This is a genomic window from Microbacterium yannicii, from assembly GCF_024055635.1.
Classification (GTDB): Bacteria; Actinomycetota; Actinomycetes; order Actinomycetales; family Microbacteriaceae; genus Microbacterium; species Microbacterium yannicii.
On the sequence record NZ_JAMXMB010000036.1, the window covers coordinates 256,342 to 279,498 of the forward strand.

At 69.8% G+C, this 23,157-nt stretch carries 14 protein-coding genes; 8 read left to right on the forward strand and 6 right to left on the reverse strand.

The features are described from left to right. Positions 1-177 precede the first annotated feature (177 nt). The 4 genes from NCG93_RS15680 to NCG93_RS15695 all read left to right on the forward strand — a co-directional run bounded on the left by NCG93_RS15680 (position 178) and on the right by NCG93_RS15695 (position 10,330). Entirely contained in the window at positions 178-2,865 is a 2,688-nt protein-coding gene (locus tag NCG93_RS15680; RefSeq protein WP_194412697.1) for a family 78 glycoside hydrolase catalytic domain, read from the forward strand. A 59-nt stretch (positions 2,866-2,924) separates the two neighbouring features. Further along, positions 2,925-5,789: an alpha-L-rhamnosidase gene (locus tag NCG93_RS15685; RefSeq protein ID WP_194412698.1), complete on the forward strand. Its 2,865-nt coding sequence runs from the start codon at positions 2,925-2,927 to the stop codon at positions 5,787-5,789. Between the two features lie 129 nt (positions 5,790-5,918). Next, on the forward strand, positions 5,919-6,926 hold the full coding sequence (locus NCG93_RS15690; RefSeq protein WP_194412699.1) for a LacI family DNA-binding transcriptional regulator: 1,008 nt from the start codon (positions 5,919-5,921) through the stop codon (positions 6,924-6,926). Between the two features lie 209 nt (positions 6,927-7,135). After that, positions 7,136-10,330 carry a glycoside hydrolase family 2 TIM barrel-domain containing protein gene (locus NCG93_RS15695; protein WP_194412700.1) on the forward strand — a complete coding sequence of 1,065 codons (3,195 nt, stop codon included), beginning with the start codon at positions 7,136-7,138 and terminating at the stop codon, positions 10,328-10,330. A 39-nt stretch (positions 10,331-10,369) separates the two neighbouring features. On the opposite strand, the gene NCG93_RS15700 is transcribed toward NCG93_RS15695, so the two are convergent. From NCG93_RS15700 to NCG93_RS15720, 5 genes are all read right to left on the reverse strand, one after another. Then, complete coding sequence (locus NCG93_RS15700) at positions 10,370-12,721, reverse strand: transglycosylase domain-containing protein (RefSeq protein ID WP_194412701.1); 2,352 nt, start codon at positions 12,719-12,721, stop codon at positions 10,370-10,372. A 131-nt stretch (positions 12,722-12,852) separates the two neighbouring features. After that, on the reverse strand, positions 12,853-13,194 hold the full coding sequence (locus NCG93_RS15705) for a nuclear transport factor 2 family protein (RefSeq protein WP_194412702.1): 342 nt from the start codon (positions 13,192-13,194) through the stop codon (positions 12,853-12,855). Positions 13,195-13,249: 55 nt separating this feature from the next. Further along, a complete protein-coding gene (locus NCG93_RS15710; RefSeq protein ID WP_252787577.1) occupies positions 13,250-14,509 on the reverse strand; it encodes a four-carbon acid sugar kinase family protein in 1,260 nt (419 codons plus the stop codon). Then, positions 14,502-15,758, reverse strand: a complete 1,257-nt coding sequence (locus NCG93_RS15715; RefSeq protein WP_194412704.1) for a RuBisCO large subunit C-terminal-like domain-containing protein — start codon at positions 15,756-15,758, stop codon at positions 14,502-14,504. The genes NCG93_RS15710 and NCG93_RS15715 overlap by 8 nt, the downstream gene beginning before the upstream one ends. A gap of 5 nt (positions 15,759-15,763) precedes the next feature. Beyond that, the gene (locus tag NCG93_RS15720; protein ID WP_194412705.1) at positions 15,764-17,773 is read right to left on the reverse strand and encodes a glycoside hydrolase family 127 protein; all 2,010 of its coding nucleotides are present in this window, start codon (positions 17,771-17,773) and stop codon (positions 15,764-15,766) included. Positions 17,774-18,016: 243 nt separating this feature from the next. Here NCG93_RS15720 and NCG93_RS15725 point away from each other — a divergent pair, with 243 nt between their 5' ends. The 4 genes from NCG93_RS15725 to NCG93_RS15740 all read left to right on the forward strand — a co-directional run bounded on the left by NCG93_RS15725 (position 18,017) and on the right by NCG93_RS15740 (position 21,908). Then, entirely contained in the window at positions 18,017-19,360 is a 1,344-nt protein-coding gene (locus NCG93_RS15725; RefSeq protein WP_194412706.1) for an ABC transporter substrate-binding protein, read from the forward strand. 65 nt (positions 19,361-19,425) lie between these two features. Beyond that, positions 19,426-20,307, forward strand: coding sequence for a carbohydrate ABC transporter permease (locus NCG93_RS15730; RefSeq protein ID WP_194412707.1), 882 nt, complete (start codon positions 19,426-19,428; stop codon positions 20,305-20,307). A 2-nt stretch (positions 20,308-20,309) separates the two neighbouring features. Then, positions 20,310-21,224 carry a carbohydrate ABC transporter permease gene (locus tag NCG93_RS15735; protein ID WP_194412708.1) on the forward strand — a complete coding sequence of 305 codons (915 nt, stop codon included), beginning with the start codon at positions 20,310-20,312 and terminating at the stop codon, positions 21,222-21,224. 21 nt (positions 21,225-21,245) lie between these two features. Continuing rightward, positions 21,246-21,908 (forward strand): aspartate/glutamate racemase family protein, encoded by a 663-nt coding sequence (locus tag NCG93_RS15740; protein ID WP_194412709.1) that lies wholly within the window; start codon positions 21,246-21,248, stop codon positions 21,906-21,908. A gap of 141 nt (positions 21,909-22,049) precedes the next feature. On the opposite strand, the gene NCG93_RS15745 is transcribed toward NCG93_RS15740, so the two are convergent. After that, positions 22,050-23,027, reverse strand: a complete 978-nt coding sequence (locus NCG93_RS15745; protein ID WP_194412710.1) for a sugar-binding transcriptional regulator — start codon at positions 23,025-23,027, stop codon at positions 22,050-22,052. Between the last annotated feature and the right edge of the window lie 130 nt (positions 23,028-23,157).

The following is a 23,157-nucleotide window of genomic DNA, read 5'->3' on the forward strand; positions in this document are numbered from 1 at the left end:
AACCCTCGTAACGTACGTCCCATTCGACCCCGAGGTCAACCATCGTTCTCGCAACGGGCGATCACGATCGTGTAACGGTCTACATCGCTGCGGCGCGATAGTTGACAGACCCGCCTGAATCGTTTCACGATGGTCCAGCGGGTCGGCGACGCGGCCGCCCGGCGAAAGGACACAGCCATGACGGCCCTTCCCCTCTCCGACGCAGTAGACGCCACCACGCGCGTGGCGGAGGTGCGGACCCAGCACGGCCCTGGACTTCTCGGCGTTCCCCGCACGGGTCTGCGCATCAACTGGCGGGCGGAGAGCGAAGACCTCGATGCGCGCATCCTCGGGTATCAGCTGGCGTGGGGCGAAGAAGGTTCGTCGCTCGTCGTCCAGGAGCCGGTCGCGTCGACTCGCACGGTCGGCGTGGCGATCCCGGGGTCGCTGGCTCCGCGTGAGCGTCGCGCCTTCGCGGTGCGGGTCGCGACCGCCACCGGGTGGACGCCGTGGAGCGAGCCGCTCGTGGTGGAAGTCGGCGTCGAGGGTCCCGACCTCGAGGCATCCGTCATCGGCGCCGACACGCCGGCCGATGGGCCTATCCCGCTGCTGCGCACCGAGTTCACCCTCGATCGCGCGCCCGGCTCGGCGCGCCTGCGCCTCAGCGCCCTCGGCCTCGTCGACGCGTGGATCAACGGCACCCGCGCCTCCGATGCCCTCCTGACGCCGGGCTGGACCTCGTACCAGGAGCGCATCCTCATCGACACCATCGACGTCACCACGCTGCTCCGCGAGGGCGCGAACGTCATCGTGCTCGCCGTCGCGGACGGCTGGTACCGCGGCAGCTTCGGGTTCGCGCGCCGCCAGGCCATCTACGGCGACCGCACCGGCGCGCTTGCGCAGCTCGAGGCGGACGGTGAGATCATCGCGAAGACGGATGCCTCGTGGCAGGCCGGTTTCGGAGCGCTCCGCAGCGCGAGCATCTACGACGGCACCGTCACCGACCTGCGCCTTCACGATCCCGCGATGCACGAGCCGGGCTTCACGGACGCGGCCTGGGTCGCGGCATCCGTCATCGATGTCGATCCCGCCCGCTTCGAGCCTCGGTCGGCCCCGCCGGTGCGCGTCGTCGCCGAACTGCCGATGGAGGCGGCGCGCCATGACGGACGCACCCGTCTCGACAGCGGCCAGAACGTCTCCGGCTGGGTGCGGCTCACCGTGCGCGGGCGCGCCGGCGATGTCGTGACCGTGCGCCACGCGGAAGTCCTCGAGCCATCGGGCGACCTGCACGTGAAGGCGCTCCGGTCGGCGAAGGCCACCGACGTCTACACCCTCGACCGCGACGGCGAGCACACGCTCGAGCCGGCCTTCACCTTCCACGGCTTCCGCTACGCCGACGTCGCCGGTGCCGAGGTCGTCTCGGCGACGGCGGTCGCCATCTCGAGCGACCTCCCTCGCCGCAGCACCTTCTCGTCGTCGCATGAGGCGCTCGACCGCTTCCACTCCAACGTGTTCTGGTCGCAGCGCGACAATTTCGTCTCGGTGCCCACCGACTGCCCGCAGCGCGACGAGCGCCTGGGCTGGACGGGCGACGCCCAGGCGTTCGCAGCGACGGCGAACACGCTCATGGACACCGAGTCGTTCTGGCTGTCGTGGCTGCGCGACCTGGAGATCGACCAGACCGACGAGGGCGGCGTGCCGGCGGTCGTGCCCGACATCATCCGGCCGCAGGACATGCTGATGGGCGGGGTGCCGACCGAGAACATGGGCCGCGCCGGATGGGCGGATGCCGCGACCATCGTGCCGCTCGCCGTGTACGAGTCGTATGGGTCCGACGAGGTTCTGCGGCGTCAGCGCGACAGCATGCGGCGCTGGGTGGATCACCTGACCCGTCGCGCCGGCGACGGCGTCGTCCTGCCGACGGGTGACTTCCAGTTCGGCGACTGGCTCGATCCCGACGCGCCCGGCGAGCGGCCGTGGGAGGCCAAGGTCTCGAGCGACTTCGTGTCGAACGCGTTCTACGCGCACTCGGCGCGCCTGCTCGCCCGCGCCGAGCGCATACTCGCCGATGCGTCGACCGCCGATGGGTACGACGCGCTGGCCGACCGCGTGGGGGCCGCCACGTTCGAACGCTGGGGTGAGCAGGCGGTCCTCACGCAGAGCGGCGCGGCGATCGCCCTCGAGTTCGGGCTCGCCCCCACCGCCCGCCGCTCCGAGATCGCGGACGGTCTCGCGGAGAACGTGCGCCGCGAGAACGGCCGGATCGCCACCGGCTTCCTCGGCACCCCGCTGGTGCTCTTCGCGCTCTCTCGCAGCGGCCACCTCGACGAGGCGTACCTGATGCTGCTCCGGCGTGAGGCGCCGTCATGGCTGTACCAGGTCGACCGTGGCGCGACGACCGTGTGGGAGCGCTGGGACGCGATCCTGCCGGACGGCAGCATCCACTCCGGTGCGATGGACGCCCTTCCGACCGAGGACGCGTCCGAGGCCGAGACCGGCATGCTCTCGTTCAACCACTACGCCTACGGGGCGATGATCGACTGGGTGTACCGCACGGTGGCAGGCCTCGCCCCGGATGCCGACGACCCGGGATATCGCACCGTGCACGTGGCGCCTCGCCCGGCGGCCGGGCTCGACCACGCGTCGGCGTCGATCGACACCCCGCAGGGCAGACTTGCGATCGACTGGCGCGTCGAGGGCGACGTGTTCGAAGCCACGCTCGAGGTGCCGTTCGGCGCTCGTGCCCTGCTCGACCTTCCCACCACAGCGGCGTCGACCGCGACGGTCGGCGGTGCCCCGGTGCCCGCCGAACTCCGCCATGGCACGCACCGCATCGTCGTCACCGCTCCCGCCGTCGCGACGCCGAGCGTCGCCGTCTCGGCCTGATCGCGGCATCCGTGCATCCCGACAATCTCCACCACACCGACCATCTCCCGAGGAGAGCCATGAGCAGCCCCGTCCCCACCGCCACCGTCGTCCCCGTTCCCACCGTGGTCACCGACGCGCCCCACGGCAGCGACGTTGTCGCGTCGCCCGCCCCCGAGATCGGCTGGCGCACCGAGACCACCACGCCCGACTGGCTCCAGGCGGGTGCCGAGATCGAGCTCACGCGCGACGGCGACGTGTCCACGCATCGCATCGACGGGCGCACGTCCACCAGGGTCGCCTGGCCGTTCGCTCTGCTCGAGCCGCGCGAGCGGGCGTCGCTGCGGGTGCGGGTGACCGGTGAGGACGGCGTGCAGGGCGAATGGAGCGAACCGCGTCGCGTGACCGCGGGATTCCTCGGTGACGGCGAGTGGCGGGCCACGACCATCGGCCTTGCCGCGCCGGAGCACACGGCCCAGCCTGCGTACCTGCGTACCGAGTTCCGGGCGACCGGACCGGTCGCCCGCGCCACCCTCTACGCGACGGCGGTCGGCGTGTACCAGGTCGCGATCGGCGGCGTCGACGTCGACGACCAGGTGATGAAGCCGGGCTGGACGCCGTACGAGCAGCGGACGATCCACGAGACGACCGATGTCACCCCTCTCGTCGCCGAGGGGGCCAACGCGATCGGCGTACGGCTCGCGGGCGCGTGGGCGACCGAGCGGTTCGGCTTCCGCGACAGCGCGCGCCCCCTCTACGGCGACCAGCCGCGGTTCGCCGCGCAGCTGCTTCTCGAGTACGCCGACGGATCGAGCGAGTGGGTGACGACGGATGCCTCGTGGCAGGCGTCGACCGGCCCGATCACGGCGAGCGGGCTCTATACCGGTGAGAACTACGACGCCCGCTTGGTGCTGGTCGATGCCGAGGGCCGCGGCTTCGCCGAGGCCGGGTACGCCGCCGAGGGCTGGGAGGCGGCAGCCGAACGCGAGCCCGTCCGCACCCCGGAAGCGCGAGTGTCGCCGTTCGTGCGGCGCCTCGAAGAGCTGAGCGTCCAGGAGGTCATCACGACGCCCAGCGGCAAGACGGTTCTGGACTTCGGGCAGAACCTCGTCGGCCGGCTGCGGCTGCGCGTATCCGGCCCGGCCGGCGCCGAGATCACGCTGCGCCATGCCGAGGTGCTCGAGCACGGCGAGCTCGGCACGCGACCGCTGCGGGCGGCCGCGGCGACCGACCACTACACGCTGTCGGGCAAAGGCCAGGGCGACGGTGGGGTCGAGGAGTGGGAGCCCGAGTTCACCTTCCACGGCTTCCGCTACGCCGAGGTCGACGGCTGGCCGGGCGAGTTCGATCCGTCCGCGGTCACGGCGCTGGTGATCCACAGCGATATGGAGCGCACCGGCTGGTTCGAGGCATCCGATCCCCTCGTCGATCGGCTGCACGAGAACATCGTGTGGGGCCTGCGCGGCAACTTCCTCTACCTGCCGACCGACTGCCCGCAGCGCGACGAGCGCCTGGGCTGGACGGGCGACATCCAGGTGTTCGCGCCGACGGCGTCGTTCCTCTATGACGTGCGCGGGTTCCTCGACTCGTGGCTGCGCGACCTGGCGATCGAGCAGGTCGACGGCGTCGTGCCCTTCGTGGTGCCGAACGCCCTCGGCGTCGCCCGACCCGCTGCCGCATGGGGTGACGCGGCCACCATCGTGCCGTGGGTGCTCCATGAGCGGTATGCCGACGTCGCGACGATCGAGCGCCAGTACCCGAGCATGAAAGGCTGGGCCGACGTGCTCATCGGGCTTGCCGGGCCGCGCCGGCTGTGGGAGGGCATGTTCCAGTTCGGCGACTGGCTCGACCCTGACGCGCCGCCGGAGCAGCCGGCCAACGCGAAGACCGACGGCGACATCGTGGCGTCCGCGTACCTCTTCCGGTCGGCCGATGCCGTGGCGCGTGCCGCAGCGCTTCTCGGCAGGGACGACGAGGCGCAGCAGTACGCCGGAATCGCCGAGGAGGTGCGCGCCGCGTTCCTGGCCGAGTACGTGACCCCCGCGGGACGCATGATGTCGGACGCCCAGACCGCCTACGCGATGGCGATCGTGTTCGACATCGCGCCCGCCGACCAGCAGGAGACGCTCGGCGCCCGACTCGCCGAGCTCACCCGGCTGTCGGGATACCGCATCGGCACGGGGTTCGTCGGCACGCCCATAATTCAGGACGCACTCACGCGCACCGGTCACCTCGAGACGGCCCGACGCCTGCTCACGCAGACCGAGAACCCGTCGTGGCTGTACCCCGTGACCATGGGCGCGACGACGATCTGGGAGCGCTGGGACTCGATGCTGCCCGACGGCTCGATCAACCCGGGCGAGATGACGTCGTTCAACCACTACGCGCTGGGCGCGATCGGCGATTGGCTGCACCGCGTCGTCGCCGGCCTCGCCCCGGACGCGCCCGGGTACGCCCGCCTGCGCATCCAGCCGCACCCGCTCGCAGGCCTCGACCACGCGTGGGCCGAGCACCTGACCCCCTACGGCACCGCGCGTGCCGGATGGGCTCGCGCCGACGGCGTCATCCGGATCGAGGCGATCGTCCCGGCGAACACCACGGCCGTCGTCGCGCTGCCCGACGGACGCGAACTCGAAGTCGGTTCGGGAACGCACGAGTGGGAGGTGGAGGATGCCGCGCCGCCGGCCGCCGCGTCACGCATCGGTCTCGACTCGACGCTGGCGGCCGTCATCGACGACCTCGACGCCTATCGTGCGATCGGCGAGGTGCTCGAGGCGGCGAACCCCGAGGCGGCCCACGCCTTCCGCACGAACACGAAGTGGTCGGAGCGTCGCGAACTGGGGGAGGCGCTGTTCATGCATGCCGGTCCCGACACGCAGCGCGAGATCGCCGAACGCCTCGCCGAACTGTCGGCGCAGCGTGAAGACGCGACGGCCGATGCCTGAGCGTGCAGCGCCCGCTGGGGCGGCTTGGCCCGCGGGGCGCTGTCGCGCCGCTGGAGCTTCGTCCCACGGGCGCTGCAGCGCACCCGTGCCCTACACTCGCGGACAGCAGCAGGAACTCTGGGGGATGCCATGGTGGTGAGTGTGCGGGACGTCGCGGCTGCGGCATCCGTCTCGGTCGGCACGGTGTCGAACGTCCTCAATCGCCCCGAGAAGGTGTCGCCCGCGACCGTCGAACGGGTCACGCAGGCGATCGAGGACCTCGGCTTCGTGCGCAACGACGCCGCCCGCCAGCTGCGCGCCGGACGCAGCCGCAGCATCGCGCTCATCGTGCTCGACGCCGGCAACCCGTTCTTCGCCGAGGTCGCGCGCGGCGCGGAGGATCGCGCCGCTGAGTCGGGCATGAGCGTGCTGCTCGGCAACAGCGACGAGCGTTCCGACCGCGAGGACGCGTACATCGAGCTCTTCCGCGAGCAGCGGGTGAACGGCGTGCTCGTCACGCCCGTCGACCGCGATCTCGAACGGCTCGCCCGCCTGCAGAACGGCGGCGTGCCCGTGGTCCTCGTGGACCATGAGGATGCCGAGCGGGCGTTCGGATCGGTCTCGGTCGACGACGTCGAGGGCGGCTACCTGGCCGTGTCGCACCTGTTGTCGACGGGGCGCCGGCGCATCGCGTTCATTGGCGGTCCGCGCTCGCTGCGTCAGGTCGCCGACCGCCTCGAAGGGGCACGCCGGGCGGTCGCCGAGGTGTCCGGCGCCACGCTCGAGGTCATCGAGATGTCGGCGCTCTCGGTGCTGCAGGGACGCGAGGCCGGCGAACTGCTGCGCGGCCGGCCCGCAGCGGACCGGCCCGACGGGGTCTTCACGGCGAACGACCTGCTTGCCGTCGGGGCGCTGCAGGCGTTCACGCTGATGTCCGACGTGCAGGTTCCCCGCGACATCGCCCTGATCGGGTACGACGACATCGACTTCGCCTCGGCGACCGTCGTGCCGTTGAGCTCCATCCGCCAGCCCGCGCATCTGATCGGCTACACGGCGGTCGACCTGCTCCTCAAAGACCTCGAGGGACCCGAGGGCGGGCACGAGCGTACGGTCCGCTTCCAGCCCGAGCTCGTGGTGCGGGAGTCGACCGCCGGCTGAGCCCCCCGGGTGCGCCGCCGGGACTTCGCGTCCAGGCGTGTCGCGGGCCGCACCGCGCGCGGCGCGCGTTCGGGGGTCGCGTGTTGTGGGTTGGGCGACGGCGTTGCGGCGTGTCGTGACCACCGAGGGCTGCAGCGACCCTCGCGCCGGGACGTTGCTCCGCACTAGACTGCAATGACATTCAAGCGAGAATGGATATGCAGCACACAATGGATACGCAAACGAACCCGCCCCACACCGGGACCTCGGCGCCGTCGCTCGACTCGGCCGCGAGGGAGCAGCGGTACTGGGAGAGCACCTCGCCGGGATCTGGAAGACGGATGCCGCGGGCCGACGCCGTCAGCGACGCTCCGGTGCAGAGCCTCAACGGGACCTGGCGCTTCCGCCTTTCGCCTACCGCCGCCGGGACGGGGTCCGCCTTCCTGGCCGACGAGTTCGACGACTCTGCGTGGGACGCCATGCCCGTGCCGTCGCACTGGGTGCTGCAGGAGTTCACGCCCCTTGCCGGTGGTCCTGCGCGACGCATGCTCGGTACCGCCGAAGGACCGCTCTACACCAACACGGCATACCCGATCCCGCTGGATCCGCCGCGGGTATCCAGCGAGAATCCGACCGGCGACTACCGCCTCGTGTTCGACCTCGCGGACGACTTCGGGCCGGCCGTGCTGCGGTTCCAGGGCGTGGACTCGTGCGCCAAGGTCTGGCTGAACGGTGAGGAGCTCGGCTGGTCGATGGGCAGCCGGCTGCCGTTCGAATTCGACGCGCCCGTGCGCCCTGGCCGCAACGTGCTGTGCGTCCGCGTGCAGCGGTGGTCGGCGGGCACCTACCTCGAAGACCAGGACATGTGGTGGCTGCCCGGCATCTTCCGCGATGTCGAGCTGCTCTCGCGTCCGGCCGGGGCCATCGACGACCACTTCGTGCACGCCGACTACGACGCTGTGACGGGTCTCGGCACGTTGCGGGTGGATGCCTCGACCGAGGCCGTCGTCGAGATCCCCGAGCTCGGCATCCGTATGCCGGCAGGAGAGACCGCGACAGTCGCTGTAGATCCGTGGAGTGCCGACGCCCCGCGCCTGTACCGCGGCACGCTGCGTTCGAGCGGTGAGACGGTCGAGCTGGCCGTCGGCTTCCGACGGGTCGAGATCGTCGACGGCGTCTTCAGGGTGAACGGCCGCCCGGTGACGTTCCGCGGGGTGAACCGCCACGAGCACCACCCCGACACCGGCCGGACGATCGACCGCGAGACGATGATCCGCGACATCGTGATGATGAAGCGGGCGAACATCGATGCCGTGCGCACGAGCCACTACCCGCCGCATCCCGAGTTCCTGCGGCTCTGCGACGAGTACGGCCTGTGGGTGGTGGTCGAGGTCGATCTCGAGACCCACGGATTCATCTACGAGGGGTGGGCCCACAACCCTCCCGCATTGCCGGAGTGGCGCGAGGCGATCATGGACCGCCTGCGTCGGACCGTGGAGCGCGACAAGAACCGCCCGAGCGTCGTGGTCTGGTCGCTGGCGAACGAGAGCATGACCGGCGACGGCTTCGGCGAGATGCGGCGGTGGCTCGATGAGCGCGATCCGTCGCGAGCGGTGCTGTACGAGCGTGATCCGAGCTATCGGGACTCCGACTTCTACTCGCTCATGTACCCGTCGCTCGAGCTGCTCGAGCAGATCGGGCGCCGCGAGGAGCCGCGCGGCGGCCGGCTCAGCATGCACGGCATGGTCTTCGGCGATGCGGATGCGGTCGCGCCGTTGCCGGACGGTGTCGCCGAGGCCGACGAGGAGCGCCGCCGCAGGCTGCCGTTCCTGCTCGTCGAATACGCGCACGCCATGGGCAACGGACCGGGCTCGCTGCAGGACTACTGGCGCATCATCAATGCGCACGACCGGCTCTGCGGTGCGTTCGTGTGGGAGTGGATCGACCACGGCTTCCATGCTGTGACCGACGCCGGCGTGCCGTTCGTGATGCACGGCGACGATGTCGAGTACGAGCCCAGGGGCGGTCGCTTCAGCCTGCACGGTCTGGTCTTCAGCGACCGCACGCCGACTCCCGGGCTGGTGGAGCTGGCCAAGGCCCACGAGCCGGTCTCGGTCGACATCGACGCAGGCGGCCGGGTCTACATAATGAACAAACGACATTATGTAGACACAACGGATCTCGCGTTCCGCTGGACCGTGGAGGCTGCGGGCGAGACCATCGCGCGGGAGATGCTCCCGGTGCCGACCGTGACTGCCGGCGAGGCGGTGCACGTGGAGATTCCGGATGCCGCGGCCGCGGCAATTGCCGACGCCGAGGCCTCGCATGCCGGCGACATCGTGCTGACGGTCGAAGCCGCGCTTGCCGCCGACGCACTCTGGGCCCCGGCGGGTCATGTGATCGCCTGGGGCCAGCGCGTCGTGCGGGAACCGGGTGCGGCCATGCGGGCAGACGGCGACAAGGCGCTGCCTGAGAAAGGCGCGGCGCCGCAGCACGCTGGCGTCTCGCCGGAAGCGGTCGGCGACACTCGCCCCGCCGTCGCGCGCCAGCGTGATGCCGCGCGCGAACGCGCGGGGAACGCCGGCGACGACAGCCTGCTCTCCCTCGGTGCGGGGCGATTCGACGTCGCGACCGGCCGCCTCGTGCGGCTCGGCGACCTCGACATCGACGGACCCGCGCTGGACCTCTACCGCGCCCCCACCGAGAACGACCACGGCCAGGGTGAGCACAACAACATCGCCGGGGTATGGCGCAAGACGATGCTGCACCGGCTGCTGCATCGGGTGGACGACGTGTCGGTCGACGACGGGCGGTTGCGGGTCACCGGACGGACCGCGCCCCGATCGCATCCCCACGGGGTGCGGTGGACGATGACGTGGACCCCGGACGGCGATGCGCTCGCGCTCGACGTGGATGTCGACTTCGTCGGGCCGTGGGCGGATACGCCGTACCTGCACCGTGACATCCGGGTGCCGCGACTCGGCCTCCTCTTCGCGCTCCCGGGTGCTGCGGAGCGCGTCAGCTGGTTCGGCCGCGGACCCGGCGAGACATACGTCGACTCGTTCGAGGCCTCGCGCGTCGGCCGGTTCGAGAGCTCGATCGACGACCTGCAGGTGCCGTATCCCGTCCCGCAGGAGAACGGCAACCACGTGCAGACGCGCTGGCTCGAGATCGGCGGGCGCGGCATCCCGTCGCTGCGGATCGAGGGTCGGCCACTGTTCGACTTCACCGCCCGTCGGTGGACGTCGCACGACCTCGATCGTGCGTCCAAGCCGCATGAGCTGATCGACTCAGGCCGCGTGTGGCTCAACATCGATCACGCTCAGCAGGGGCTGGGGTCGGCATCCGTGGGGCCCGCGCTGCCCGAGCAATACCGTGTGCCCCGCGAGCGGACCTCGTGGAGTGTGCGGCTGACGTCGCGCTGAGCCCGAGAAGCGGCCGCCGAGATCCGGCGCCGCCGCGACTCAATCCGGAGGGCGGGGCCGGCCGACCAGTTCGGCGGGGGGAGCGGGGAAGGCGCCGGCGGGGTACAGCTGGTTGGCCGTGGCCTGGATGTCGCGGCTGATGGGCAGGCGGATCGTCGACAGTACGCGGCCGTTGTATGCGGCCCGGAAGACATCGCCTTCTCCGTCGGCGTTGCCTGCCCAGACGGCGGTGGTCACGCGTGTGCTGGACTGGACCAGCCAGGTCTGTATCTGCTGGTGGGTGCCGGTCTTGCCCATCATCGGCGTACCGTCGTTCGGGTTGGCGCCAGAGCCCGTGCCGCCCGGCCGCATGACGCCCTGGAGCGCGAACGCCGTCGCGGCTGCCACCTCCGGGCTGAGCGCCTGCGTGCACCGGTCGCCGGGCACCGGAAGCTCTTCGCCGTCCGCATTGACGACGCGTTCGATCACGCGCGGCACGCACGAGACGCCGTTGTTGGCGACCGCGGCGAACGCGGAGGCCAGCGCGACCGGTGCGATGTTATTGGTGCCGATGATGCCCGCTGCGCCTTCGATGTCCACAGGGTCGCCGGTCCCGCGCGTCACGCCCAGGCGGGTCGCGACTTGTTCAATGTCGCAGAGGTCGAGCTTCTCCGCCATGGCGATGAAGCCGCTGTTCAACGACTGCGCCGTGAACTGCATCGGAGTGCCGGTGTAGCCGGGAACGCCGCCGAAGTTGCGCACGACATGGTTCTCGCGGTTGATCCACGTACCGTCGCAACGGTCCTGCATACGGGGGATCGCCCGGAGGGCGCCGTTGACGCTTTCCGACAGCGAATGCCCCTTCTCGAGCCAGTCGATGAGTGTGAAGAGCTTGAAGGTGGATCCGGTCGGGAATCCCTTGGAGACCCCGTGCACGAGGTCTCCCGCGTAGACGAGCGACGTGTAGGCGGGGTCGGTGGCGGCAAGGTCGGCGTCTTCCGTGAAGCGGTTGTTCTGGCTGATGGCCAGGATGCGCCCGGTGCCGGCTTCGATGCTCACCGATGCCGACCCGAAGTCCATGCCCGCCACCGTCTCCGGCGCGTAGCGACGCATCGCGTCCTGCGACGCGTTCTGCAGACGCCAGTCCAGCGTGGTGTAGATGTTCAGGCCCTCGCGAGTCAGCGACTGCTGGCGCTCCTGTGGGCTCTCGCCGAAGGCCGCAGCGTAGTCCGGGTCGGAGCGCACGGTGTTGACGACGTACTGACAGAAGAACGGCGCGGACGTCGCCACGCATCCGACATGTGCGGGCTGCAGCGCGGGTGAGATGGGCTCGATGGCCGCCGCCACGTATTGATCGGCGGTGATGCGCCCGTCCTCGCGCATGCGATCGAGCACGTAGAGCTGCCGCCCTTTGGTGGCACTGTAGGCATCGCCGGCGGCCAGATACTGCTCGGGCGTGATCGTGCCGTCGGCGAGGAGCGTATCCAGCCCTGCGAGAGTACCGGGTGTCACGTCGTCGATCACGCCGTCGGCGGCCTTGTTGTAGGTGGCGCCGTCCGCGCCCGTGATGGACCCCGTCGGCCGATCGATGCGGAACGTGTTGGGATTCTGCACGATCCCCGCGAGCGTCGCAGCCTGAGTCAGCGTGAGCCCCGCCGCCGTGGTGCTGAAGTAATAGCGGGCTGCCGCTTCGATGCCGTAGGTCGTGCCGCCGAAGTTCGCGATGTTCAGATAACCCAGGAGGATGTCGTTCTTCGAGTACTGCTGCTCCACTTGGATCGCGTAGCGGATCTCCTGCAGCTTGCGCTGGTAGCCCTCGATACCGCTCGCCTGGGTCGCGTCGATCCAGCAGGCACGCAGCACGTCGTCGCGCGTCTGGGTCTCGGTCTCGACGGAGTCGCGCTCGCAGCGTTGCACCAGGACGTTCTTGACGTACTGCTGGCTGATCGAGGAGCCGCCTTGGGTCGTGCCGCCCTGAGCGTTCTTGATGAGAGCGCGGGTCGTTCCGACGAGGTCGACGCCGCCGTGCTCGTAGTAGCGCGGGTCCTCAGACGCCAGGATCGCGTCGTACATCACGGGTGACACCTGATCGAAGGCGACGGGAACCCGGTTCTGATCGTAGAACGACGTCAGCTCGACGTCCTGGCCGCTTGCGGGGTCTCGGGCATAGATCGTCGTCGGCAGCATGAGCCGATCGATCGCGAGGTAGTTCGGCATCCCGTCGAACAGCGACACCGCTGTGCTGGCCGCATGCCCGGAGATCGCGAGGACCGGCGCAAGCGGAGCGACCACGAGTAGGCCCGCTATCGCGCTGAGCACCACGAGCCCCACGAAGCCGCCTAGAACACCGGCGAACGTGCGCGTGTAAGGCGGCGCCGGCGCCTTAGCCGAGTCCTTCGATGACCGCTTCATGACGACTTCCAATGTGCGGTGGGAGACAGCATGACAGAACGCCTCGGATTCCGAAACGCCTCCCGTGCACGGCCCTTCCGGCACCTGTCCTTCGACCCCGTCGCGACGTCACTCGACGACCGTGTCTGCGGTCAGCCGACGGCTCCTCCGAAGTACACCTCGGCGGACGTCACCTGGCCGTCTCGGACTTCGAGCGCCTCCACGTTCCGCCAGCGGCGGCCTTGGACGCGGTACTCGTACCGGTGCAGGACGATTCCGTCCAGCTCGACGATCTGCAGGGTCTCTGCGGGTTCGTCGAAGTGATCGGCCGTCGGAAAGCACCGCTCCAGCCACGCCTGCTTGTCGATGTGGTCGTCCTGAGGACTGGTGAAGACGAACTCATCCGCCATGAGGCCCTCTGCCGTCGGCCGATCCTGTTCCTGGAATGCGCGCATGAACCGCTGGACCACGTCCACGCTCTCTGGTGTGACCATGCCGCGATCGTAGGAGAGCCGGCGCCGCCGCGACAGAGGGGTTGTCGCGGGCGGGTCAGGCCCCGAGGACCGCGACGTCGAGGAAGAGCGAGTCCGACCCGACCTGGCCGCCCTTGAGCAGCAGCTCGAGCCCGTCGATCGCGGGGTCCTCGGCGTGGGCGCGCAGCAGAACGACGTTGTCCCACGGGTTCGCGGCGATCGACAGCGACTCGACCCCGAGCAGCCGGGTCACGCGGCTGGAGGTGTCGCCGCCGCACACGATCACCCGCCCTGCGACGCCGTCGCGCGCGACGGTGGAGATGACGGATGCGGCGGCCTCGGCGATCGCCGCCAGCACCGGCCGCCCGCCCGAGATCGTGGTGTCGGCGTCGTCGGAGGTCAGCACGACGCCGCGGCCGGCGCGCAGCGCCCCGACGACCTCGGCGCTCACGGCCGCCGGCACGGCATCGTCCAGCGGCAGCGGCCGGACCAGCCAGCCAGCGGCGGCTGCGGCATCCGCCTGCCGTCGTGTCTGCGCGGAGCGGCTGCCCGACACGACGAGCACCGGACCGTGAGCTGCGGTCGAGGTGGCCAGCGACGGTGCATCGCCCGGTGCCGCCGCGGCGACGCCATGGGACAGCCCGCCCGAGCCGATCGCGAACACCGGGGTCGGCAGCGAACCGAGCGCCTCGCCGATCGCGACGAGGTGCTCGTCGGTGAGGGCGTCGAGCACGAGGCCGGCTTCGGTCGCATCCTGAAGTCGCGCAGCGAGGTCGTCGAACCCGACGAGCGGCACCGACCCGATCGGAAGGTCCGTCTGGCGGCCGATGTGGACGGAGAGGTCGGCCTCGGTCATCGGCGTCGAGGGGTGCTGCGACATCGTCGGCTGGCGGTCGAGCCGGTACACGGCGCCCCGCTCGGCCGCGAAGTGCTGGCCGAAGAGGGTGTAGCGGCCGAAGTCCGGCTGGGCGAAGAGCATCGGCACCGCGCCGTCGCCGAAGACCTCGCGGGCGAGCTCAACGACCCGGCCGAGGCTGCCGACGTGCGGCGCGGAGTCCGCGGTCGAGCAGGCCTTGTACTGCACGAGGTCCGGCTCGAGGTCCGCGAAGGCGGCGAACACCGGTCGGAGCTCGTCCTCCATCTCCGCCGGCGCGAGAGACCGCGAGATGCCGGCCACGCCGATCACGTCGACGTCGTCCGCGGCGCGACGCAGGGTCGCGGCATCCGGAAGTCCCGTGAAGAGCCGCCCCGTCCAGCCGCGCCGAGCGAACTGCAGGAGCGCGTCGACGCTGCCGGTGAAGTCGTCGCCGTAGAACGCGACGCGAGCCTTAGACACGGACCGGGCCGAACAGCTCCGCCGCCCGGCGCAGTGCCGGGGAGTTCTCGAAGGCATGATCCGCGGTCTCGCCACGCGCGGCCGAAGCCCACGCCTCACGCATGCTCGCGACTCCTGCGGCCGCACCGTCCGGATGACCGTGGATGCCGCCACCGGCGAGCACGAGCAGGTCGGTGGTGCCCACCGCGGCGTAGGTGGCGTGGGCGAGGCCGCCCCACTGGCCCGACGACAGCACCGGAAGGGTCGGCGTGAGGCCGAGGAGCGGCTCGCGCACCGCTGCGATGGAATCGAGCACCTGGTCGTCCGTCTCGTAGAACTTGTTGCTGATGCCGTTCGTGTGCAGGTGGTCGGCGCCGGCGAGGCGCGCGAGCTTCTGCCACGCACGGAACCCTATCCCCACCTGCTCGGAGCGTCCGAACGAGCCGAACATGGCGCGATGACCGTGGATCGGCACCTCGCTGTGGCGGCGGAGGAACTCCAGACCCGGCAGCCCGATCAGGTTCACGCACGCCATCACGCAGGTGCCGCCCGCGCCGACGACGAGATCGTGGTTCGCCTCGAGGCGCCCGATGTCGTCGGTGATGTTGAACGCGTACATGGGCTTGCGGCCGGTGCGGTCGGCGTAGCGCTCGAGCACGGGCATCACGGCGCGCACGCGCTCGGCGAGAGGGGCCGACGGTCCATTGCCCTGCAGCTCGTCGTCCTTGATGAAGTCGATGCCGGCCTCGGCGAGCTCGGACACCACCTCGGCGAGCTCGATCGGCGAGAGCCCGATGCTCGGCTTGACGATCGTGCCGATCATCGCGCCGTCGGGCCGGCCCACCAGCCGCCGTGTGCCCTCGACGCCGAACGCCGGACCGGCGTAGCGCTCGGCGAACGCCGGCGGCAGCTCGAGGTCGATGAGACGGATGGCCGACAGCTCTTTGATCTCGAACAGGTTGCCGGCGACCGCTGCCAGGAGGTTCGGCAGCGACGGGCCGAAGTTGTCGAGCGGGAACCGCAGCCGCAGCCGGGCGCGGCGCCGGAGTGCGGGATCGCCGACCGATCCAGGCAGGGGCGACGCGCCCGTGAGCGGGAGCTCGTCGATGGACTCGACCTGTGCGGCGAATCGCGCACGCAGGTCGTCGGATTCGCGCTCCACGCGCACGAAGGTGCCGGTGGACTGCTCGCCGGCGAGCACCTCGGCGGCGTGCTGCAGCGGTAGCGAGGTCTCGATGACGTAGGTCGCGGTGACGTGCTGAACAGACATGCGCGTCACCACACCAGGGGGAGCCAGACCGACATCTCGCCGGCGCCGCGGTTGCCCCACGCGAAGTAGGGGACGAGCCGCACGGGCGCGGTGGCGAGATCGGCGTCGGCGACGTCGTCGTACAGCGCCGTCTCGGCGGTGCCGGGGAGTACGACCGCGTCGGTCTCGAGGGCGACGACGCGGTGGCCGGCGATCTCGGCGTCGGCCGGCGTGAAGCGCGCGCCGCGGCGGAGGGCGACCTGCTCGAGCACGACGCCGTCGGGCAGGTCGGCGCTCTCGACGCAGTAGACGACCGGTCCGCGGCGCACCGCGACCTGGTTGGTGGCCTCTTCGGCCAGACGGTGGGCGCGGAGGACGCGGACGGGCATCGGCAGAGTCAGCTCGATGAGGTCGCCCAGCTGCCACTCGCGCTCGATGCGGGTGTACGAGCCCGGCTCGCTCGCCGCCACCGGCTCGCCGTTGACGGTGAGCGTGGCGCCTGACGACCAGCCCGGAATGCGCAGATGCAACGGGATGCCCCGGCCCGCCGTGCCCGTGACGGTGAAGGCGATCCTTTCGCTCCAGGGGTAGTCGCTGTCCTCGCGCAGGGCGAGCTGACCGCCGTCCTCGGTCGTGATGTCGAGTGCGCTGCCGCCGTACAGGTGGACGAACAGGCCTTCCTCGCCGACCGATGCCGCGCGCTCATGGAACCGCGCCAGGGTGCGCGCGATGTTCGGCGGGCAGCAGAAGCAGCTGAGGTACGGCTCGCGCAGCCGCTCGTCGGACGGCGGAGGCGGCGGCGTCGGGTGGAGGGCCGTGTCGCCGGGGCGGCGGAGCGGGTAAGGGAGGTCGCGCACCTGGCGCAGCGGGTTCGTGTAGAAGTACTCCGAGCCCGCGAGGCTGACGCTCGCGAGCAGGCTGTTGAACGCCACCTGCTCGATCACGTCGGCGTACTTCGCGTCACCCGTGAGCGACAGCATCCGCTCACTCCACAGGATGAGCCCGATGTTCGCGCACGACTCGTTGTGCGCCGTGGTGTTCGGCAGCTGGTACGAGCGGCCGTAGGCCTGGTGCACCCGGCTGATCTGGTCCTGCCACGGCGAGCCGTCGGGCGATGCTCCGTCGTACAGCGCTCCGGCGCCGCCCGTGATGTAGAGCTTGGTGTCGACGACGTCGTGCCACAGGCGCTCGAGCACCGCCTCCAGTTCCTGGTCGCCGTTCTCGGCGATGAGGTCGGCGAGGCCCGCGTACAGGTAGTTGGCGCGCACGGCGTGGCCCGCGACGACGGTCTGCTCGCGCACCGGGAGACGGTCCTGGTTGTCGTCGCCGCCCTCGAAGTCGTCGCGCACCCGGATGAACGCCTCCGACAGCCTCAGATACTGCTCGTCGCCGGTCGCGCGGTAGAGGTCGATGACGGCCATGTAATGCGACGGGCAGATGGCGCTCCGGGCGAGTTCGAGCGGCTTGTTGGTCGCGAGGTCCTCGAGGAACCCGGCGGCCTTGCGCGCGGCATCGAGCAGCGTCGTCGACCCGGTCACCTCGTAGTGGCGCACGCCGGCGGTGATGAGGTGCCCCAGGTTGTACGTCTCGAAGTTGAAGCGATCGGCCAGGGCGATCGCCGGTTCCTGAGCCTGTCGAAGGGCATGGTTGCGGCTCGAGATGATCGTCGGCGTGTGGAGATACCCGTCGTCTCGCTGCACCGAGGCGATCAGCTGGGCGATCTCCTCGATGCGGGCGGCGAGCTCGGGATCCGGATCGGTCTCGAGGCGGGCGATGGCCGCCTCGAGCCACTTGTAGAAGTCGCCGTCCATGAACGGGGGGCCGGTGTGCTCGCCGCTCTCGAGGCCGGCCGCGATGCGGAAGTTCGTCAGGCCCGCGCTGATGGCGGGGTCGCTCAGCGAGGACCAGATCTGCGGGATCGTCACGTCGCGCGTGCGATCGTGGATGTCTCCCCAGAAGCCGCTCGCCCAGCGCGCGCTGTCGGCGCCGAGGGGTCGCAGCCGGGCGTGAGCCCGGGTCGCGGTCGTGGCGGTCATGGCTGTTCCTTCCGAGTGGCGTTCAGTCTCGTGCTCGCTGCGGCGTCGCGGCAAGCCAGGGGCGGTGCAGGTCAGAGTAGGCGGCGCTGAAAGTTCTCGCAACGCTGCATGGAAATGCAGTCTAACCCCTGAATCGTGTCAAAGTGAATAGAATTTCAGTACTGACTGTTGACACACATCGAAATCGTGCCTACTGTCGTGCTCGTACCTTTCACCCGCATGGTCGTCGTCAAGGAGGACGCTATGAACACACGCAGCAACCGTCGCCGCATCGCGGCGCTGGGGATCGCACTCGCCGCCGTGCTGCCGCTGGCAGCATGCGCCGGCGGCAGCGGCGACACCGACGGCGGTTCCTCCGACGGCGGCACCGGCGCCGGCGGCACCGATCCCGACAAGTTCACCGTGATGACGGCGAACGAGAACCCGGTGCTCGAGGAGCAGCTCACCGCGCTCTCCGAGGGCCCCTGCAAGGCCGAGAACAAGGCGCTGCCGCTGGAGCACCAGAAGGTCGCACAGGCCGACACCGTCCAGAAGGTCACACTGCTCGCCAGCCAGGGAGCGCTGCCGACGCACTCGATCGCGGGCACGGCGCTCATCCGTCCGGACGGTGACCTGAACGCGGCCGGTCTCGTGGGCGATCTCAAGGCCGCCCTCGAAGACGCCGGCACGTGGGACGACGTGCTGCCGGCCGCGGCATCCACCGTCGAGCAGGTCTACGGCGGGATGTACTCGATGCCGTACCAGTACAACATCGAGGGGATCTTCTACAACAAGGAGATCCTCGCCGACAACGGCATCGACGAGCCCCAGACCTGGGACGATCTCGTCGACGCGGCCGACACGCTCGCCGATGCCGGCGTCGTGCCGATGACCGAGGCGGGCGCCAACGGCTGGCCGCTCACCCGCATCATGGGCATGTACATCTTCCGCAACGTCGGACCCGACGCGATGGCCGCCGTCCGTGACGGCGACGCCAAGCTCACCGACCCGGAGTACGTCGCCGGCGCACAGGCGCTCGCGGACTTCGCGGAGGCCGGCTACTTCGGCGAGGGCTTCTCGACCCGCGACGGCGACACCTCGTCCAACATGTTCCTCACCGGCCAGGCCGCGATGACCTACGACGGCTCGTGGCTGCTGAGCGCGATCAACGACCCCGAGCGCAATGAGATCGGCGGCGAGAACGTCGGCTTCATGCCGTTCCCCGAGGTCGAGGGTGGCAAGGGCTCGATCGACCAGTACGCGGCGAACGCGGGCGCTCCGATGATCATCAACGCCGAGCAGTTCGGCCCGAAGGTCGTCGACTGGGTGAGCTGCATCGCCGAGAACTACGGCCAGCAGGCTCTCCAGGATGCCGGCGTCATCTCGGGCTTCAAGGTCAACGGCGACGTCACCGACATCTCGGAGAACACCGCCGAGATCCAGGAGCGGATCGCCGGGATCGACGAGACCGTACTGTGGTTCGAGGCTCTGATGGACTCGAAGAGCAACTCGCTGGCGTCGACCAACGTGACGCTGCTCACCACGGGGCAGATGACCGCCGAGGACTACATGGCCCAGCTGCAGGCGAGCATCGACGCCAACGGCTGAGACCCTTCACCGGCTCCCCGGGCGCACGCTCGGGGAGCCGGCTCACGACAGAAAGCAGTTCGCAGATGAACTCGATCTTCGGAGATCGGAAGACGATCTTCATCCTGCTGGCACCGGCCCTCGTGCTGTACACCCTTCTCAAGGTCGTGCCGGTGGGCTGGTCCCTCGGCCTCTCGTTCTTCGAGGGCAATTCGCTCCGCGGCTTCGACTGGGTGGGGCTTCAGAACTTCACGACCTTCTTCACCGACCCGGCCGCTCTCCAGTCGATGTGGGTGAGCGTCTTCTTCGCGATCGTGGCCACCATCCTCCAGGTCGCCCTGGGCTACGGGCTGGCCCTCCTCTACGTCTTCGTCCTCCGCAAGGGCTCGACCCTGGTGCGAACGCTCGTCTTCTTCCCGACCGTGCTGCCGACCGTTGCCGTCGCCATGCTGTTCCGCAGCTTCGTGGCCGTCGGCGACAACCAGGGCCCGATCAACGACATCATCAACTTCTTCGGCGGCGACAGCGTCGAGGTGCTGGCGTCGACCGTCGGCACGATGACCACGGCCATCGCCATGACGCTGTGGAGTTCGATGGGCTTCTACGCCGTGCTCCTCTACGCCGGCCTGCTCGACATCCCCGAAGAGATCATCGAGTCGGCCAGGCTCGACGGAGCCAACGGGTTCAAACTCGTCCGCCACATCGTGGTGCCGCTGTCGCTGCCTATCCTGCTGTCGTCGATCATCTTCAGCCTCAACGCCACCCTCAAGGTCTTCGACAGCCTGCTCGCCCTCAACGGCGGCGGGCCTGGCACCTCGACCGCGCCGATGACGCTGTACATGTACCGCACGGCGTTCGAGTACGCCGAGTACGGCTACGGCTCGACCATCGCCGTGATCCTCACGGCGCTCTGCCTCGTGTTCACTCTCGCGATCTTCCGATCGTCGCGCCGCAAGGCGGAGGTCTGACAATGACTCTGACCCAGACCGAGACCGCCTACACGGTGGCCACCCCCACGGTCCGCAAGCCCCGTCCCAGCCGCGCCCGGCGCGGTGTCGTGAAGGCGCTGCGCCGCCTGCCGGTGTGGATCCTCGTCGCGGTCCTCATGGTCGTCGTGCTGTATCCGCAGGTCTGGATGGTGCTCGGCTCGTTCAAGACGCAGTCCGAGTTCCTCTCCAACCCGGCGCTGTCGTTGCCCGAGACCTGGAACTTCGACAACTACGTCACTGCGCTGACGAACGGCAACGTGGCGCGCAACTGGCTGAACAGCGTGATGGTGACGATCCCGTCGGTGCTGCTCATCGTCTTCATCGGAGTGGCCGCGGGTTACGCCCTCGAGGTGATGATCTGGAGGGGTCGCAACGGCGTCCTCCTCTACATCCTCGCCGGCATCATGGTGCCCGGCCAGATGATCCTCGTCCCGCTGTTCATCACGTACTTCCGCATCGGCATCACCGACACGCTGTGGCCGCTGATCATCACGTACACCGTCATGGGTCTGCCGCTGACGACGTTCCTGATGGCCACGTACTTCCGGTCAGTGCCGCGTGAGATCTTCGAAGCCGCGACCGTCGACGGCTCGGGGCCGCTCCGATCGTTCTTCGTGATCGGCATCCCGATGATGAAGAACTCCATCATCACGATCGCACTGGTGCAGTTCTTCAGCGTGTGGAACGACCTGCTGATCGCGCTGACCTTCACGACGCGGCCCGACCTCGCGACCATCCAGGTCGGCCTGCTGAGCCTGAGCGACGAGTACGGCTCGACGCAGTACGGACCGCTCTTCGCAGCCGTGAGCATCAACATCGTGGTGCTGCTCATCCTGTTCCTGACGCTCAACAAGAAGATCATGGCCGGCATGGCCGGCGGCGCCCTCAAGGGCTGAGAAGCTGGAAGGCTTGTTCGCATGACCTCGTCCGCACCCCGCATCGCATTCCTGCACACCGGAGCCGTCAACATCGCCCCGTTCGGTGCGCTGGCGACCGAGTTCCTGCCGGACGCGACGATCGTGAACTACCTCGACGACCGCATCGTCGCCGACCTCGGCGACGACGATCGCGCCGCCTCGGTGCCCGCGCGCATCGACGACCTCGTTCGCGCGGCTGCCGCCGGGGGAGCGGATGCCGTCATGTTCACGTGCTCGTCGATCTCGGAGCTCGCCGCGCCCGCCGCTGCGGCCGCGGGGGTGCCGGTGCTGCGCGTCGACGAGGCGATGGCGGATGCCGCGGTCCAGGCCGGACGCCGGGTGCGCGTCCTGGCCACCCTGTCCACCACCTGCGGCCCGACGCTGCGGCTCCTCGAGGAGCGGGCTGCGCTGGCCGGTGTGGAGCCGGAGTTCACGAGCGAGGTCATCGAGGGGGCTTTCGCGGCGGTGTCGAGCGGCGACCGCGCCACGCACGACCGGCTGGTCGCCGCCGCGATCGAGCGCGCCGCCACGGAGGCGGACGTCGTGGTGCTCGCTCAGGCGTCCATGGCGACGGCCGCTGAGACCGTCTCGGTCAGTGTTCCCGTGCTGACCAGCCCGCGCCTCGGCGTGGAGCGCCTGGCGAAGTCGCTGGCGCGGAACTGACAGTAAGCGCCCCCGGCGTGAGAACTCCGGGCAGAATCCAGCCCTCCGGCCGCTCGGCAGGCTCGAAGATGCGATTCTGCCCGGAAGTTTCACAGTCCGCGCCGCGGCGCGCGGCCTGGCGAGCTGCCGGCGCCGCGCAGGTCAGCGGGCGGCCAGCGCCTCGGCCGAGCGCAGGTCGGTCACCAGCGTCGTGACCCAGTCGCCGGCGAGGGCACCGTGGATCGCCTCGAGCTTGCGGTCTCCGCCGGCGATGCCGACGCGACGCGGGATGCCACGCAGGTTCTCCACCGTGATGGCGATGATGCGGTCGTCGACGGCGCCGCGCACGAGCGAGCCGTCGGCGCGGAAGATGCGGTGGCAGATGTCGCCGACGGCGCCCTTGTCGAGCAGATCGCGGCGCTCCTCGGCGGCGAACGCGTTGCCGCTGGTCGCCAGAACGTCGGACGGCTCGATGCTGCCGATGCCCATGATCGCCATGGTGAGCTCGTTCCAGTGGCGCGCGACCTCCTGCATCGAGGGATCCTGCAGCAGGCTGTCGCGGATCGCCGGATCGCCGACGACGCCGGGCGCCTGCACGTAGACCGGCTCGGCGCCGAGCGTGCGAGCCAGCTCGCCGAGGATGCGGTTGGAGTGGCTCTGCGCCTCGGGAGCTCCGACGCCGCCGAGCAGCTGCACGACCTCCGTCGCTCCCCTCACGGTGAAGGGGCGCATGCGGTCGACCATCGCGAGGATCGTCTGGCTCCACGACGAGACGCCGATCCTGTCGCTCCCCGAGAGGGTCGCCTCCAGGTACGCCGCGGCTCCCGCGCCCAGCGAGGCGAGCAGCTCGCCCTCGTCGGCGTCCGGGTCGACATCGACCACGACGGCTTCCGCGAGCCCGTACTTCTCCTCGAGCTGCTCTTCGAGCTCGGCGTAGACGCCCGGCGCGACCGTGACGATCGTCCGCACGATGCCCACGGATTCCGCGCGCTTGAGCAGACGCGAGACCTTCGCCTGTGAGATATTGAGCGCGGCCGCGATGTCGGCCTGGCGCACGCCGCGCTCGTGATACATGCGCGCGACCTTGGTGAGCAGGCGCACCTGGCCGTCTGCGGGCCGGGTGTAGGGCGTCAGGGGCACGGCGGTCTCCGATCGTGACGATCCGACGTGTATTCGGATTCGCTAACGAAAGGATATTCACTCACGCGCCGCGAAGCCAGCCCGAATCCGCGCGGAGAAACCTGACCGGTGTCCAGGCATGCCCGGTGGG

Bases quoted from the DNA above. Each gene is read 5' to 3' on its own strand.
- NCG93_RS15680 (WP_194412697.1), top strand. From the start codon at position 178: ATGACGGCCCTTCCCCTCTCCGACGCAGTAGACGCCACCACGCGCGTG.
- NCG93_RS15685 (WP_194412698.1), top strand. From the start codon at position 2,925: ATGAGCAGCCCCGTCCCCACCGCCACCGTCGTCCCCGTTCCCACCGTG.
- NCG93_RS15690 (WP_194412699.1), top strand. From the start codon at position 5,919: ATGGTGGTGAGTGTGCGGGACGTCGCGGCTGCGGCATCCGTCTCGGTC.
- NCG93_RS15695 (WP_194412700.1), top strand. From the start codon at position 7,136: ATGGATACGCAAACGAACCCGCCCCACACCGGGACCTCGGCGCCGTCG.
- NCG93_RS15700 (WP_194412701.1), bottom strand. From the start codon at position 12,721: ATGAAGCGGTCATCGAAGGACTCGGCTAAGGCGCCGGCGCCGCCTTAC.
- NCG93_RS15705 (WP_194412702.1), bottom strand. From the start codon at position 13,194: ATGGTCACACCAGAGAGCGTGGACGTGGTCCAGCGGTTCATGCGCGCA.
- NCG93_RS15715 (WP_194412704.1), bottom strand. From the start codon at position 15,758: ATGTCTGTTCAGCACGTCACCGCGACCTACGTCATCGAGACCTCGCTA.
- NCG93_RS15720 (WP_194412705.1), bottom strand. From the start codon at position 17,773: ATGACCGCCACGACCGCGACCCGGGCTCACGCCCGGCTGCGACCCCTC.
- NCG93_RS15725 (WP_194412706.1), top strand. From the start codon at position 18,017: ATGAACACACGCAGCAACCGTCGCCGCATCGCGGCGCTGGGGATCGCA.
- NCG93_RS15730 (WP_194412707.1), top strand. From the start codon at position 19,426: ATGAACTCGATCTTCGGAGATCGGAAGACGATCTTCATCCTGCTGGCA.
- NCG93_RS15735 (WP_194412708.1), top strand. From the start codon at position 20,310: ATGACTCTGACCCAGACCGAGACCGCCTACACGGTGGCCACCCCCACG.
- NCG93_RS15740 (WP_194412709.1), top strand. From the start codon at position 21,246: ATGACCTCGTCCGCACCCCGCATCGCATTCCTGCACACCGGAGCCGTC.